Source organism: Anaerovorax sp. IOR16 (assembly GCF_017168145.1).
Classification (GTDB): Bacteria; Bacillota; Clostridia; order Peptostreptococcales; family Anaerovoracaceae; genus IOR16.
Genome location: NZ_JADQTL010000010.1, coordinates 445,527 through 459,848 on the forward strand (window position 1 = coordinate 445,527; position 14,322 = coordinate 459,848).

The following is a 14,322-nucleotide window of genomic DNA, read 5'->3' on the forward strand; positions in this document are numbered from 1 at the left end:
CCCCTTCTATGTTGTTAATAGTCCTTTACCAAGTGCATTCCGAAAGCTTTTTCTTTTTGGTGCGGAACTTATTTTTTTCTGTTTCTCTTCCGGCAGCTCTGGTATGCCTTCCATCACCTGTTTATCCGTCTCAGTCGCACGATCCGTTTCTTCTTTAATCTTCATTCCATCCCGATCAATCGGTGGCAGCGTACCATCTTTATTAAAAAAGAATCGTCCGTCTTTTAATAATTGATTCAGTCGAGTATACTCGCGCGTTAACACCTCTTCCCCCAACTCGGTTAAACAATACATCTTTCTTCGTTCCACCTCACGAGTCTGTGCAACAATCCCTTCTTTTTCAAAACGGGATAGCAAGGCATATAAGGTTCCTGCACCAACCGAAACACGCCCCTCTGTAAGCTCTGTAATGCTTTGCATAATACCATAGCCATGCCGTTCCTTCGTCAATGCCAATAGTACATAATACATCGGCTCGGTTAGAGTTTTTAATTGCTCTCTCGCCACTTTTTTCCCCTTTCACTATTTTAATTTCTATAATTCACTAGTATATCGATATTAGATATAGCTATAATCAATATATTAACCTGTTTTTTATTTTTGTCAACCCTTATTTATTTGAAACATATTTAATAAACTGCTATAATATGGTTAAACTAATGTATAATTACTTATTTTGAGAGGAGAAGATCGATATGAACGAACATTACAAATTTGAGGTAAAACCACTGCCTTATGCGTATGATTCACTTGAGCCTCACATTGGAAGAAATACACTTTGCTTCCACCATGACAAACACTTGCAATCCTATGTAGATAACTTAAATAAAGCATTAGCCGATGAACCTACTTATCAAGATTGGTCATTGGAAGAATTGATTATACGTCAGGATGAACTGCCGGAAAGCATTCGAACTGCGGTTCGAAACAATGCAGGCGGTGTATATAACCATATTTTATATTTTGATGGTATGGCACCAGCAAATACTACAAAGCCATGTGGTAATTTAAAAGGTAAAATTGAGCAAACCTTTGGGTCTTTAGAAAACTTTGAAAGTAAATTAAAAGAAGCTGCTCTTTCCCAATTTGGATCTGGCTGGGCTTATCTGGTAACTGATAAAGACGGTAATCTCAGCATTGTAAAAACAGCAAATCAAGATACTCCGCTTACCTTAGACTTGTGCCCAATTTTAACAGTAGATGTTTGGGAACACGCATATTACTTGGATTACCAAAACCGACGTCCTGATTATTATAATAATTGGTTCTATGTTATTAACTGGGATGAGGCTGAAAGAAAATATAATAATTGTTTACAAAAATAAATAAAAACAAAAAGATAGAAACGCATTTTGTTTCTATCTTTTTTCAATCATTCATAATCTAGGAGGTATCATGGCAAAAACTGCTACAATAAAGACAAATGCACTTCGCTTATTAGATGCAAAAAAAATTCAACATCAAACATATACCTACGATGCTCCTGAAGGATTCTTAGATGGAGTTTCTGTGGCCAAAGCCACAGGACAAAATCAGGATCAAGTGTTTAAGACATTAGTTACACAAGGAACCAGCAAGCAACATTATGTTTGTGTTATTCCGGTTGCTTGTGAATTGGATTTAAAAAAATCTGCAAAGTATTTTGGAGAAAAAAAATCGAGATGATTCCTGCAAAAGACATTACAAATGTTACCGGCTACATTAAGGGTGGGTGTTCTCCCGTTGGTATGAAAAAGCTTTTTCAAACGGCAATCGATAAAAAAGCCGCTGCTTTCGATACCATTATCGTCAGCGGCGGCCGTGTTGGTCTGCAAATGGAATTATCCGTTCAATCTCTTTGTGAACTAACAAAAGCTCAACTAGTTGATTTAACGGTTGAATAATTCCTCATCATCAAAAGAAGCAGCGGTTTCCAGCCAAAGTTTCATTTGAGAAAAAGTCTCTTCACTAATAATGTGTTCAATTCGGCAGGCATCCTGCTCTGCCGTTTCTTGAGTTACTTCTAATGCTTCTATTAAAAATTGTGCAATTAGTCGATGTTTTTCATAAACACCCTTAGCTCTTTCTCTTCCTTTCTCTGTCAATACAATATTTCCTCCGCTTTCCACTGTAATATACTCTTCACGCTTCAAAATACTCATAGCACGGCTAATGCTTGCTTTTGTAAAATCTAATTTATTCGCAATATCTACAGAACGTACCGTACCTTTTTCTTTTTCAAGCAACAAAATTGTCTCTAAATAATTTTCACCGGACTCTTGTAATTTCATAGCTTCCTCCTATTCGAAGTAAAGTGTTTGTAGGTATTAGTTTATCATATTAAGCAATATTTTTCATTCTTTTTTACTCAAAAACTTTTATAAAACAGATTGACAAATCCCAAGCAAAACTCTATACTATAATTAGTTAGCAATAGCTAACCAAAAAGAAAGGAGTCGCTTATGACAGATTATATCATTGGTGCAATAGTTATTTTACTTTTGGTTTTTGCCATTCGTAAAACCATAAAAATAAAGAAAAGCGGAGGATGTTCCGGATGTTCAAACTGTGCTGCTTCCTCTTTCTGCAATCAAAAACAAGAAAAAAAGGATAAATCGTAAAATAAAAAGACTGTGTAATCAGTCTTTTTATTTATATTGGTTATTTATAAATTCATTTCCGGATTTAAGCTTCTCATAGCCAGTATAGTCTTTTGAATCAACTCATCCAATTCCCACCCAAGCATCTCAGTTCCTTGGGTAATTACTTCTCTTGAGCAGCCTGCTGCAAAATTTAACGTCTTGAATTTCTTTTTTACAGACTTCAACTCCAAATCATCTACACTTTTCGATGGACGCATAACTGCCACTGCTCCTATCAATCCTGTTAATTCATCGGTTGCAAATAATATTTTTTCCATTGTGTTTTGTGGTTTGATATCTACGGTCAATCCATATCCATGACTACATGTTGCATGAATAATCTCATCATCAAGATCCAGTTCTGACATCAGACTTTGTTGCTTAATGCAATGCTCATCTGGGTATTGTTCAAAGTCCAAATCATGAAGCATCCCTACCACTTTCCAAAATTCCACTCTGCTTGGATCGTACTCCTTTGCAAAATAACCCATAACGCCCGATACAATTTCTCCATGCTTTAAATGAAATGGATCCTCATTATATTTCTTCAGAATCTCTTTCGCTTCTTCTACTGTCGGTATATAGCTCATTTTTTCTCCTCCTTGCCTGTCCAATGATTTGTATTTATCTACGATACAATACTTTATATTAAAAATAGATAACGCCAACTGTCACAGCATTCGACAGCTGGCGTTATCCGTTTTCCTCAACCTGCATTTTCTGGTGGACTCACCTCTTTCTTTCTTGTTTGTAGTTTTATTATAACAAAGAAAAATTCATTTGCAAGTGTTTTCTGAAAATTCTATTAATTTTTATCGGAAAGCCAGTGCTAAAAATACACCGGTTAATGTCCATGATAAATAAGTAAATTGCGATAAATAGTTTGCAATCCATGGAAATGGGAGCAACGGAAGTAATAAGTACAGTAACGGTGCGATTGCAATCACCAAGAAAATAAAAATTGGAAATAAATACACATATTTATTCTTAGTGAACCGCATGGAAACCATACTCCCTGCTGCAATTCCAATGACAAGATAGACCATATACATTGCAATCGAGGAAACAAACCTTAAATTACCTGATGCATTTGCATATATGGCAAGCTGCTTGCTCAACCAGGTGCCAAAAACCATGAGAAAAACAATCAGCAGAGTTCTCACAATTAACTTCATTGCATTTGGCATGAATTCGGTCATCCTTTCGTTTTAATTCGTCTATTCATTGGTACATACTCGTTACGTGGACAAACATTCATATATGCAGGTCGAATAATTTTACCTGCATTGATTAGTTCTTCAACACGATGCGCACTCCATCCAGAAATACGCGCAATCGCAAAAATAGGAGTATAAAGCTCAAGCGGCAAATCCAGCATACTGTATACAAAGCCGCTATAAAAATCAATGTTTGCACTAACGCCCTTATACATCTTTCTCTCTTCAGAAATGACCTCTCCTGCCAGTTTTTCAACCAAAGAGTAAAGACGAAATTCTTCCATTCTTCCTTTTTCTTTCGATAGATTTTCAACAAATTTTTTGAAGATGTTTGCTCTTGGATCCGATAAGGAATAAATTGCATGCCCCATACCATAAATCAATCCAGCCTTGTCAAAGGCTTTTTTATGAAGCAATGCACGCAAATAACGCTCTACTTCCTCCTCATCTGTCCAATCCTTCAACGTTTTTTTCATATCTGCAAACATTTGTACTACTTTTATGTTTGCTCCGCCATGCTTCGGTCCTTTGAGTGAACCCAAAGAAGCAGCAACGACCGAATATGTATCGGTTCCGGAAGAAGAAATAACATGCGTTGTAAATGTAGAGTTATTACCTCCACCATGTTCTGCATGAAGTACTAATGCCAAGTCTAAAATGCGAGCTTCTAATTCGGTGTATTTTGAATCTGCTCTAAGCAAATGTAAAATATTTTCCGCAGTAGAAAGCTCTGGCTTTGGTGTATGGATGAATAAACTATCCCCATCAAAATAATGTTTATAAGCTTGATAGCCATAAACGGAAAGAAGCGGGAATAACGAAATCATCAAAAGACATTGACGAAGAACATTTGGTATCGAAATGTCATTGGCTTTTGTATCATACGCATATAACGTCAATACACTTCTGGCTAAGGTGTTCATCATATCCGAACTTGGTGCCTTCATAATAATATCTCGCACAAAACTCGTCGGTAAGGTACGATACTGTGCTAGTAAAGTTCGAAAATTGTCTAATTCTTCTTTCGTAGGCAGGGTTCCGAAAAGCAAGAGATAAGTTGTTTCTTCAAAACCAAAACGTTTATCGTTAATAAAGCCTTGTACTAACTCATCAATACTAATGCCACGATAAAATAATTGCCCATCACATGGCACTTTCTCTCCATCAATAATTTTTGAAGCTTCGATTTCCGAAATTTCCGTGAGACCCGTTAACACTCCGTTCCCATTTAAATCACGAAGTCCACGATTCACTTTATATTTACTATATAGTTCTGCCTCTATGGAACTATTACTCCTGCAAAGATCCGATAAATCCAAAAGCTCCTGTGTAATTTTTGAATAAGACTCATCCAACGTATTAAACATACAATTCCCCCTTTCTTTTTCCCCTTTTATGTCTATTTGCTTTTAATTCGAAATATATTGCAGCTTATAGTTCTGCGATAACCTCGATTTCTACAAGCGCATCTTTCGGCAAGCGAGCAACTTCCACTGCTGATCTGGATGGATAAGCACCTTCGGTAAAGAATGAACCATACACAGCATTCATTGCTGCAAAATCATCCATATTCTTAATAAACACGGTTGTCTTTATCACCTTGTCCATAGAGCTTCCGGCTTCTTCTAAAATAGCTTTAATGTTTGATAAAGACTGCTTTGCCTGCTCTTCAATTCCTCCCGCAACAATGGCTCCAGTTTCCGGATCTAGCGGAATTTGTCCAGAAGTAAAAATCAGGTTTCCAAAAATATTACCCTGTGCATAAGGTCCGATCGCTGCCGGTGCTTTTTTCGTAGCAATTGCTTTTTTCATTTTTCTTTTCTCCTTTTCTATCTAATATATTAATTTATTTTTATAAACTATTTATTCAGTCGTACTTAATACTGTACTATATTTCTCTACCTGACTAATTTTTAATTTACTTAAATTAGAAATATCAGTTCCATCCGGCACACGTAATGTTTTGGTATCTAAATACGTAGTATCAATCAATTCTCCATCTATCGTCAATACACTGTATGGTGTGAAATTTTCTCCTTTAATGTAAACATGATTTTCAATTGTAAAAGCATCTGTAATACGAATATTTTTAATACCCATGCGCATATCAATCCGTTCATAAGGAACATCCCCATTATAAACATATTGCTTGCCATATAGCATATCATACTGCAATGCCTTTAGATCGAGTAAATAACTTGCCTTACCTTGTTGCGTTTGATGGAATTTTGTTAAAACACCATTATTAATTCCAAGACGCCCAAGTACCGTCGCAGAGAGTTGATACGATTTTAAATCCGTATCAATTTTTCTCATTCGGAAGTTACTCCAAATGACATATTCCGTTTCATAAACATCACCATTTTTTAAAATTTCATTCGAAATTTCTAAGCTAGGTAAGTGATCTCCATATAATACTAATACCACATCCTCGTCGTATTCAGATAAAGTATCAGTCAATTCTTTAATAAACTGATCCATTTCATAAATCTGGTTGACATAATATTCATAAGCATAGGCATCTGCTTTGTTTTCAATTCCTCCAACTGTAATGGTTGGATCATTGTATACTTTTTTTCCTGGGTACTTACCATGACCTTGAACCGAAACGGTAAAAACCAGATCCTTTTGCTCTGTAGAATTAAGAGCCGTCATAATTTCTTCCGTCAGAACTTTATCCTTAGCCCATTTTCTAGGATTCATTTCAGCGTTAGCCATGTATTCCAATGACGTAAAGCTATCAAAGCCCAAGTTTGGATAAACCTCATTTCTCCCATAAAAAACCCCTCGATGGTTATGAATTGCATGAGTCGAATAACCAAGCTCTTTCAAGTTATATGCAATTGTTTCCGTTGTATGATCCTTTAGTACCGTTTTATATGGATATTCTCCCGGTCCAAAGAATCGAACACGCATTCCAGAGAGAACTTCCAGTTCAGTATTAGCGGTTCCAGCTCCAATGGAAGGTACCATTAAGTAACCTGTGCTGTATTTTTTTTGCAAAGCATGAAAATTTGGAATAGGATCTTCTGATACTTCTAATCCCTTTATCAAAGTAGGGTCAAAAAAGGATTCTAATTGTACTATAACAATATTAGGAGTACGTTTTTCCTGAGAAAGCAAGCCTGACGTTGATGTGGCTGTATCTTGCTGCCCTTCTTGAAGAATTTGCGCCATTTTCTCTTTTGAATACTCAGAAGGAAGGCCTACACCGGTATTTAACCATGTATTTATAAAACAATAGGGAAAGCCGTAATCATCATACGCATATCCTAAATTCCCAAAAACAGTCGACAACCAATTTTGTCGAAGACCAAGCTGCGTGGAACCAGTCAAGCTAAGTACTACAATCAAAATAACAAAAACACTTTTTTTCAAGCTATAGTTTTTGCATTTCGGTGCAAATAAGAATAATAAAAGATACAGTATCAAAAGTAATATAATTCCTGCGCCAAGTCCCATCAATTCCATGTTAGAAAAATAGTTTGGCAATACCCCTAACCCTGTCTCCATCAGTGATAAGTCTGCGACCGTAAAGGGAGTCATTCGAAAACTTAGAATCACACCATTTGTCGTACCTAATATGAGCCAAATCGAAGAAACGACAAAATATAAAAACACCCTTCGTTTCACTAAAAGTCCTATAGAAAGTGTGGCTAAAATAATTAAGCCATTATAAAGAAACGCAAACGGATTCTCCTGTATAAAAAGAATCAAACCTTTCAGCGATCCTCGGCTCACAGTTTCAATGTACAAATCCAACACTAAGGCAAGAAAAATACAGTTAATAATTCCATAATTTAAATGTTTATTATAAAAATCCCGAATAGGAAAAATAAATTTTTCGTCATATTTTTTTAAATATTTCTCATAGTAATTGTTTAAAAATTTTTTCATTTGTAATTTGCATCCTCCAGCAATTTATTTTTTTGCAATAATATTAGACAAGCTGGCAAATTCTTCAATGCTTAAGGTTTCAGCTCTTCGGATTGGGTCAATTCCTGCTTCCGTTAACGCTTTTGAAATTTCTTCCTTTGTTTTTCCCATAACACCTGTTAAAGAATTTAACAGTGTTTTTCTTCTTTGACCAAATCCATTTTTTACAACAGCGAAAAACACTGATTCACTCGTTAACTTTACGGCTTTTTCTTTTCGTAAATCCAATCGAATGACGGCAGAATCTACCTTCGGCTGAGGAACAAATACCTCTTTAGGCACAGAAGCTACCGAAGCTACTGTACAGTAATATTGTACAGCAACGGAAAGTGCACCGTATGCTTTTGTTCCAGGTCCAGACTTAATTCGATCTGCTACTTCTTTTTGCATCATAATGGTAATGCTGTCCACTGGAACTGCATCCTCTAATAATTTCATAATGATTGGCGTCGTTATATAATATGGTAAATTCCCAATTACCTTAACTCCAGTTCTCGGTTTTCCATTAATCTCTTTATATTGCTCAAGCACTTTAATTAAGTCAGTTTTTAAAATATCTGCATGCAGAATAGAAATATTATTATATTCTGCTAATGTTTCTTCTAAAATAGGAATCAAATGGCTATCGATTTCCACTGCCACAACTTTTCCTGCATAAGAGGCTGCTGCTGCAGTCAAAACACCTATTCCAGGACCAATTTCAACGACTAAATCATCCTGCCCGATTGCTGAACCCTCAATGATTTTATTTACAATGTTTGCATCTGTTAAAAAATTCTGTCCCAAACTTTTCGATAAACGAAAGCCATGCTTTTCTTTTATTTTTCGAATGGTATTTGGTGAATAGAGCTTGTCCATGCTTCTTCAAATTCCTCTCTGGTAATCCCATAATGATTCAGCCGACTAAGGAATACTTTTGTATTCCCATAGCCAATGCCTAGTTTTCTTCCAATAAAATCACGCCTCGAAGCGGCATCTTCTGCACCTGCAAGACCATATTCAAATAGATCTTGTACAAAAAAAATGGGTTCTGCCTTTTTCGAAGTACATCTTACTTTTTTTAGTGCTTCTCTTATGTTTTCCACAGATGCATTTTCAATGCCTATATCTCCGTCTTTTTTGGCTTCTTCTTTAGATAAATAAGCGTGTTTCGCATTTGGGAATCGCTCAGATAATCGTTTTCGGATTGTCTCTCCCGCATGGTCTGGATCCGTAAAAATAATAATTCCTGTATTTTGATATGCTTTTTCAATTAATGCAAAGGTACTTTGACGAATACCAAACCCATGAGTTGCAATCGTTTCTGCTTCTACCGCACGTTTTACAGCACTTTCATCATCTCGACCTTCTACCACAATCACTTCGTGGATCATGTTATGTCCAATTCCTCTCTATTATTACTGCGGTACAACACTTTTACTAGTATTGTCCTTGTTTTCTTCTTCACTGTCCTGTTTATCTTCTTCATTATCGTTTTCCGGTACAATGTAAATCTTTTCTCCAGGTTTAATCATACGGAGCTGTGTTCTAGCTTGTTCTTCAATGTATTCTTCACTGTTGACTTGCAGCAACTGCTCTTCCAATCTGGCTTGTTCTTTTAAAAGTGCTTCTTGTCTTTCCAATTCCACTTGTTCCGCAGCACTTAATGAAACCAAATTATATACAGTTAGCCCCATAAGCACCGCAATAAGAAAGAAAGCCGCAGTATAAACTAGACGATGGCGAACTATTTTAATTGCACGCCGTTCTGATACATTCGGGGTCTTTTCTTTTGCTTTCTTTTTTTCATAAGCGTCTTTTCGTTTTTGGTTACGTTGCCGGCGCACTTCTTCAATGTCTATAATCTGACTGCTTTCTTTAAAAGCGCGGCTTCTTCTTTTTTTCGCCATGTGCTTCACCCAGTCTTTCGGAAAAATAAAAATGCAATATTAATCTTTTTTATTGCTTTCATATTTTAGCTTTAGATTTTATTATACCATAAAGCTGACAAATAAAAGTTGAAAATTTTTTACTTACACAAAATCTCCACAAACACATACCACAAAAAAGTGCAATAAAGCTATGGATACTTAATTGACCATAGCAGCAATAATATAAAAATGCACAGGTTATAATAGAAGCAAAAATCCAAAAAATAATCTCTAATATTGTTTTTATAAATCTATTCTTTGCTCTTTTTCCTTTATAAATCTCTAACAATTGATAAAAAAACATGACTGTCATTCCCGCATAAAACATAACAAAAATATCAAACACTTGCCTATTTATAAGCGGATTCATTTCAGCATCCTTTCTAGCCAATTCTTATCTTGTTTTTCTTTTTTTTCTGTATATGCCATAGAGTGAAAGAAGCCATTTACCACTACTTTACCTTCTTCTAAATCTAAGCTTTGAATATGTAAATGATTCCCTTTTAATTGCATCCCGCCTTGATCAATATCTAGCAAAACAGTATCCTCATTAAAATTCGCTACATCCTTTACACCAGTAACAACCATTCTTTCTCGATTCTCCATATAAATACTATGTGATCTCTTTCCCTTAATGTCCTCCATAAAAAACACCTCCTTGCCATACACTTTATGACAAGGAGGTATCTTTTATGTTATTCAATGTTTCGTTGCCCTCGAATTGGTGCCAAAGGAAGGATAATGGTCGCCTTAGTACCCTTTCCCTCTTGACTCTCAATTTCTATAGTGCCTCCATGCTCCTCTACAATCTGCCTAGAAATAGAAAGCCCCAATCCGGTACCTCCCATTGCTCTTGATCTTGCTTTATCAACTCGATAAAAACGTTCAAAAATACGAGGAATTTCAGATTCTGCCATACCGATACCATTATCGGTTACAATTACTTTTGCTTGTCCATCCGTCCTCATCGCATCAATATCAATGCGTCCGCCTTCTTGTGTATATTTGATGGCATTACTTAAAATATTTAGCAACACCTGCTCAATGCGATCTTTATCTATGGTAACCATAATTTTTTGTTCACCATCAAAAATGCAATTTAGATGTTGCTCTTTTTGTATCGCCGTCATTTCTACCTTTGTGACAACAGCACGTAAGAGCCAAATAAGATTGCTATCTTTTTTATGCCATTTTTCCTGTTTATAGTCTAATCTAGATAACTGCAGTAAATCTTTTACCAAACGATTCATTCGGTCGGCTTCCGTATCAATAATATTTAAAAAGTTTCTAGCCACTTCTGTATCTTCAATCGTTCCATCCATTAATGTCTCAGTATAGCTTTTAATGGTTGTTAATGGTGTTTTCAATTCATGAGACACGTTTGCAACAAAGTCCGTTTGCATATTTTCAAGTTTTTGTCGTTCCGTAATGTCTTGCAAAATAATTATAATTCCAACATCTTCTTCATTTTCATCTCGGAAACGATCATATCGAACTGCAAACGCCGAAGCACCATAATTAAAAATTTCCTGTCCACTTCCTTCTTTGCAATTCTCTTTTAGATTTTCTAAATCAAATATTTTACTATATTTCCGTAAAATATCATTACAATTTTTCACTTCTAATTCCGGATCCGTTAACCCAAGCATTTGCCTTGCGGCCGGATTGGCATGAATAATTCTTCCGGAAAGGTCTATTGCAATTAACCCATCCGCCATATAATGCAAGATAGTTTCTAATTTGCTTTTTTCATTTGAAATTTCTGATAGTGTAATATTTAACTTTTCCCTTAGAAGATTAAACATCTCTGCCAATCTTCCAATTTCATCGTCAGACATAACACTAACTTCTTGACTAAAATCTCCTTGTGCCATTTTTTCTGCTTTTTCGGTTACATCGTTAATCGGAACAGTAATACTCTTTGCAATAAAAAAGCCAAGCACCACCGTTACCAGTAAGGCAAGCACCATAGCACGAATAAAAATCAATTTGGATTGTGTCAAGAAATCAAAAACATTTGATAGGTCGGCTCGTATGTAAACCGTACCTATAATATTCTCTTGCTCACCAATCGGAAATGCAATGCTTTTAATTGGTATGTTTGATAAGTTAACTCCATCCGCTTCCGCCTGCTTTCCACCTATCATCGCAGTCGTAAGAAGTGTGGTGTTAAGCAACTCTGCTGCATTTTTTCCAATAATATTTTTATTAGTAGAAGCAATGATTGTAAAATTGGTATCTACAATGGACATTTCCTCTTGAAAACTATTTTTCCATCCCTGATCCAAAGTTGTTTGAATTTCTGCACTATGACTTGATAAATTATCATATACTTCAAAAGAAGTAAGTAAGCCACTGTCTTTTACAGTTTTTGTTAAATTATCTCGAATAGAGTTTAGTTGATAAACCTCCAACTGATTTACAATGAAAACAGAAACAATTGTCATTGCTATAAAAACCAACAAAAAGTAAATCAGAACAATTCTCCATCGTATGCTGTTCCATCTCTTAGTCCCAAGCATCCTTTACGGCCTCCTAAAGTAGTATCCGATTCCCCTTTTTGTCATAATATATTTTGGGTCGCTGGAATCATCTTCCAGCTTTTCTCTTAATCTTCGAACCGTTACATCTACAGTACGAATATCGCCGTAGTATTCATATCCCCAAACTTCTTCTAATAATTGCTCCCTGGAAAACACTTTATTTTCACGCTCAGCTAAATATTTTAAAAGTTCAAACTCTCGAAGCGTAAGCTCTAAAGGCACCTCATTTTTACGTACCTCATAACGATTTAAATCAATCGCTAAATTTCCAAATTCTTGCACATTAGCTGGTGCATCCTGTAAATCAGATACAAAATCCATTCTTCGCATATTGGCTTTGATCCGTGCAATCAGTTCACGCATACCGAAAGGCTTTGTAATATAATCATCTGCCCCAAGCTCCAAACCCAGAACTTTATCAACCTCTTCTTCTTTTGCCGTCAACATCAAAATTGGAACAGTACTTGTTTCCCGTATTTTTTTGCATACAAGAAACCCATCCATAATCGGCAGCATAACATCCAGTAAAATCAAATCTGGATTCATAGAAAGTGCCTTTGTCAACCCTTCCTGACCATCATAGGCTGTTTCTACCTGAAACCCTTCTTTGGCTAAATTAAATTTTATAATATCAGAAATGGATTTTTCATCTTCAATGATTAAAACCTTCTTCGTCTCCATTCTTTTCCTCCTTAACCAAATCCCCTTAATTTATAGTACAAATTATTTATATTATAGCAAATAATCAATTCTCAGTCAAAAAAATAAGCAAAGCGGATTACTTCTACATATTATAAATCAAATTTAGAAATTGGAGTTGAATTTTATGCAAATACATCCGCGACTCGTCGCAAAACTGTCTGCTTCAAAGCAGACTCTTTTTCCCGTTATTATATATTCGAAAAAAACCATTTATGAAATCCGCGACTATATTTCCAGTAACTATGGTCCTATTAAGTATGAACTACCTTTTATCAATGCGGTTTCTGTAGAGCTTCCTGCTGATCAAATTGATACTTTATCAAAAAATCAATCCATTCGTCTTATTTCTGATGACCCTTTGGTTTCAAAAATAGGAGGAATGAAAATGAACTCGTTACTTAATCATCCCAACATTCATTTCAAAACAGCTTACGACAATCATCAATTACCAAAACACGAAACCATCTATGATAAAAAACGAGGCCAAAAAGTAGGTATTGCTATCATTGATACAGGAATTGCTCCACACTATGATCTTATATATCCTCACAATCGCATTGTAGCATTTAAAGATTTTATTGAACATCGAACGACACCTTATGATGATGATGGTCATGGTACTCACGTTGCAGGTATTGCCGCAGGAAATGGTTTTGTATCACAGAAATTTGTTGGCACTGCCCCCTGTTCAGATCTCATTTCCATCAAGGCTTTAAATGGGGAAGGCAATGGTACCACATCGGATATTTTAGCTGCAATGCAATGGGTTATAAATAACCGACGTTTATATGGCATTCGAGTCATTAATCTTTCCTTAGGTGTTTCCACAGACTCATCTTATGAGGAAGATCCTTTAATTAAAGGAGCAAATGCTGCAGTCCGCCATGGTCTTACGGTAGTCGCTGCTGCCGGAAACAACGGCCCAGATCGTTGTACCATAAATTCTCCGGCTACCAGTCCCTATGTTATTACTGTGGGTGCTGCTGATTTTGCATCCGCTCCCTCGGTTGCACCTTTTTCCAGCCGTGGCCCTACACCTGCCGGTGTGGTAAAGCCAGATTTACTTGCGCCAGGCGTTGATATCGTTTCATTAGATGCTACCAACCCAAAAGGCTACGTAATGCAGTCCGGAACATCAATGGCAGCTCCTGTAGTAAGTGGAGCTGCAGCATGTCTCTATGCTCTCTATCCAAATCTAACACCTATGGAAGTAAAACGTATCCTAATGCGTAATACTTTACCTTTGCGTCGTACTTCATCTAATGCGCAAGGGCGTGGTATTCTAAACTATGAAGTTTTTTTTGAACTTTAATAACACTTACAAATGTATAGGAAACAAGATTCCTTATTATTTAAAAAGCGGCAACAAACCAAACTTTGATTTTTGCCGCTT

Annotated in this window: 17 protein-coding genes and 1 pseudogene; 4 read left to right on the forward strand and 14 right to left on the reverse strand. The window is 36.1% G+C overall.

Annotated features, from left to right (window positions below):
• Positions 1-6 precede the first annotated feature (6 nt).
• Positions 7-507 (reverse strand): PadR family transcriptional regulator, encoded by a 501-nt coding sequence (locus tag I2490_RS17025; protein ID WP_206460098.1) that lies wholly within the window; start codon positions 505-507, stop codon positions 7-9.
• A gap of 188 nt (positions 508-695) precedes the next feature.
• On the opposite strand from I2490_RS17025, the gene I2490_RS12550 reads away from it, so the two are divergent.
• Positions 696-1,325: a superoxide dismutase gene (locus tag I2490_RS12550; RefSeq protein ID WP_206460099.1), complete on the forward strand. Its 630-nt coding sequence runs from the start codon at positions 696-698 to the stop codon at positions 1,323-1,325.
• A 70-nt stretch (positions 1,326-1,395) separates the two neighbouring features.
• Positions 1,396-1,883: pseudogene (gene ybaK / locus I2490_RS12555) on the forward strand (Cys-tRNA(Pro) deacylase).
• Here the strand turns inward: ybaK and I2490_RS12560 are convergent.
• On the reverse strand, positions 1,869-2,270 hold the full coding sequence (locus I2490_RS12560) for a metal-dependent transcriptional regulator (protein WP_206460100.1): 402 nt from the start codon (positions 2,268-2,270) through the stop codon (positions 1,869-1,871). The pseudogene ybaK and the gene I2490_RS12560 sit on opposite strands and share 15 nt — an antisense overlap.
• Positions 2,271-2,441: 171 nt before the next feature.
• On the opposite strand from I2490_RS12560, the gene I2490_RS12565 reads away from it, so the two are divergent.
• Complete coding sequence (locus I2490_RS12565) at positions 2,442-2,600, forward strand: FeoB-associated Cys-rich membrane protein (protein WP_206460101.1); 159 nt, start codon at positions 2,442-2,444, stop codon at positions 2,598-2,600.
• A gap of 44 nt (positions 2,601-2,644) precedes the next feature.
• On the opposite strand, the gene I2490_RS12570 is transcribed toward I2490_RS12565, so the two are convergent.
• The 12 genes from I2490_RS12570 to I2490_RS12625 form a co-directional block, all read right to left on the reverse strand.
• Positions 2,645-3,211: a hydrolase gene (locus I2490_RS12570; protein ID WP_206460102.1), complete on the reverse strand. Its 567-nt coding sequence runs from the start codon at positions 3,209-3,211 to the stop codon at positions 2,645-2,647.
• 222 nt (positions 3,212-3,433) lie between these two features.
• Positions 3,434-3,808: a hypothetical protein gene (locus I2490_RS12575; protein WP_206460103.1), complete on the reverse strand. Its 375-nt coding sequence runs from the start codon at positions 3,806-3,808 to the stop codon at positions 3,434-3,436.
• 8 nt (positions 3,809-3,816) lie between these two features.
• The gene (locus tag I2490_RS12580; RefSeq protein WP_206460104.1) at positions 3,817-5,205 is read right to left on the reverse strand and encodes a citrate/2-methylcitrate synthase; all 1,389 of its coding nucleotides are present in this window, start codon (positions 5,203-5,205) and stop codon (positions 3,817-3,819) included.
• Positions 5,206-5,269: 64 nt separating this feature from the next.
• Positions 5,270-5,650, reverse strand: a complete 381-nt coding sequence (locus I2490_RS12585; protein WP_206460105.1) for a RidA family protein — start codon at positions 5,648-5,650, stop codon at positions 5,270-5,272.
• Between the two features lie 51 nt (positions 5,651-5,701).
• On the reverse strand, positions 5,702-7,735 hold the full coding sequence (locus tag I2490_RS12590; protein ID WP_206460106.1) for an LTA synthase family protein: 2,034 nt from the start codon (positions 7,733-7,735) through the stop codon (positions 5,702-5,704).
• A gap of 24 nt (positions 7,736-7,759) precedes the next feature.
• On the reverse strand, positions 7,760-8,632 hold the full coding sequence (rsmA, locus tag I2490_RS12595; protein WP_206460107.1) for a 16S rRNA (adenine(1518)-N(6)/adenine(1519)-N(6))-dimethyltransferase RsmA: 873 nt from the start codon (positions 8,630-8,632) through the stop codon (positions 7,760-7,762).
• Positions 8,593-9,147: a ribonuclease M5 gene (gene rnmV, locus I2490_RS12600; protein WP_206460108.1), complete on the reverse strand. Its 555-nt coding sequence runs from the start codon at positions 9,145-9,147 to the stop codon at positions 8,593-8,595. Before rnmV ends, rsmA begins: the two co-directional genes overlap by 40 nt.
• Before the next feature lie 24 nt (positions 9,148-9,171).
• Positions 9,172-9,663 (reverse strand): FtsB family cell division protein, encoded by a 492-nt coding sequence (locus I2490_RS12605; protein ID WP_206460109.1) that lies wholly within the window; start codon positions 9,661-9,663, stop codon positions 9,172-9,174.
• Positions 9,664-9,721: 58 nt separating this feature from the next.
• Positions 9,722-10,054, reverse strand: a complete 333-nt coding sequence (gene yabQ / locus I2490_RS12610) for a spore cortex biosynthesis protein YabQ (RefSeq protein WP_206460110.1) — start codon at positions 10,052-10,054, stop codon at positions 9,722-9,724.
• Positions 10,051-10,329, reverse strand: a complete 279-nt coding sequence (yabP, locus tag I2490_RS12615) for a sporulation protein YabP (protein WP_206460111.1) — start codon at positions 10,327-10,329, stop codon at positions 10,051-10,053. The genes yabQ and yabP overlap by 4 nt, the downstream gene beginning before the upstream one ends.
• 50 nt (positions 10,330-10,379) lie before the next feature.
• A complete protein-coding gene (locus I2490_RS12620; protein WP_206460112.1) occupies positions 10,380-12,206 on the reverse strand; it encodes an ATP-binding protein in 1,827 nt (608 codons plus the stop codon).
• 3 nt (positions 12,207-12,209) lie between these two features.
• Entirely contained in the window at positions 12,210-12,908 is a 699-nt protein-coding gene (locus I2490_RS12625; RefSeq protein WP_206460113.1) for a response regulator, read from the reverse strand.
• Positions 12,909-13,053: 145 nt separating this feature from the next.
• Between I2490_RS12625 and I2490_RS12630 the strand changes: the two genes are divergently transcribed.
• Positions 13,054-14,241, forward strand: a complete 1,188-nt coding sequence (locus tag I2490_RS12630) for a S8 family peptidase (protein WP_206460114.1) — start codon at positions 13,054-13,056, stop codon at positions 14,239-14,241.
• Positions 14,242-14,322 lie beyond the last annotated feature (81 nt).

What these genes read in the sequence shown, in the direction of transcription:
- I2490_RS12550 (WP_206460099.1), top strand. Translation starts at nt 696, where the DNA reads ATGAACGAACATTACAAATTTGAGGTAAAACCACTGCCTTATGCGTAT.
- I2490_RS12560 (WP_206460100.1), bottom strand. Translation starts at nt 2,270, where the DNA reads ATGAAATTACAAGAGTCCGGTGAAAATTATTTAGAGACAATTTTGTTG.
- I2490_RS12565 (WP_206460101.1), top strand. Translation starts at nt 2,442, where the DNA reads ATGACAGATTATATCATTGGTGCAATAGTTATTTTACTTTTGGTTTTT.
- I2490_RS12570 (WP_206460102.1), bottom strand. Translation starts at nt 3,211, where the DNA reads ATGAGCTATATACCGACAGTAGAAGAAGCGAAAGAGATTCTGAAGAAA.
- I2490_RS12575 (WP_206460103.1), bottom strand. Translation starts at nt 3,808, where the DNA reads ATGCCAAATGCAATGAAGTTAATTGTGAGAACTCTGCTGATTGTTTTT.
- I2490_RS12580 (WP_206460104.1), bottom strand. Translation starts at nt 5,205, where the DNA reads ATGTTTAATACGTTGGATGAGTCTTATTCAAAAATTACACAGGAGCTT.
- I2490_RS12585 (WP_206460105.1), bottom strand. Translation starts at nt 5,650, where the DNA reads ATGAAAAAAGCAATTGCTACGAAAAAAGCACCGGCAGCGATCGGACCT.
- I2490_RS12590 (WP_206460106.1), bottom strand. Translation starts at nt 7,735, where the DNA reads ATGAAAAAATTTTTAAACAATTACTATGAGAAATATTTAAAAAAATAT.
- rsmA (WP_206460107.1), bottom strand. Translation starts at nt 8,632, where the DNA reads ATGGACAAGCTCTATTCACCAAATACCATTCGAAAAATAAAAGAAAAG.
- rnmV (WP_206460108.1), bottom strand. Translation starts at nt 9,147, where the DNA reads ATGATCCACGAAGTGATTGTGGTAGAAGGTCGAGATGATGAAAGTGCT.
- I2490_RS12605 (WP_206460109.1), bottom strand. Translation starts at nt 9,663, where the DNA reads ATGGCGAAAAAAAGAAGAAGCCGCGCTTTTAAAGAAAGCAGTCAGATT.
- yabQ (WP_206460110.1), bottom strand. Translation starts at nt 10,054, where the DNA reads ATGAATCCGCTTATAAATAGGCAAGTGTTTGATATTTTTGTTATGTTT.
- yabP (WP_206460111.1), bottom strand. Translation starts at nt 10,329, where the DNA reads ATGGAGGACATTAAGGGAAAGAGATCACATAGTATTTATATGGAGAAT.
- I2490_RS12620 (WP_206460112.1), bottom strand. Translation starts at nt 12,206, where the DNA reads ATGCTTGGGACTAAGAGATGGAACAGCATACGATGGAGAATTGTTCTG.
- I2490_RS12625 (WP_206460113.1), bottom strand. Translation starts at nt 12,908, where the DNA reads ATGGAGACGAAGAAGGTTTTAATCATTGAAGATGAAAAATCCATTTCT.
- I2490_RS12630 (WP_206460114.1), top strand. Translation starts at nt 13,054, where the DNA reads ATGCAAATACATCCGCGACTCGTCGCAAAACTGTCTGCTTCAAAGCAG.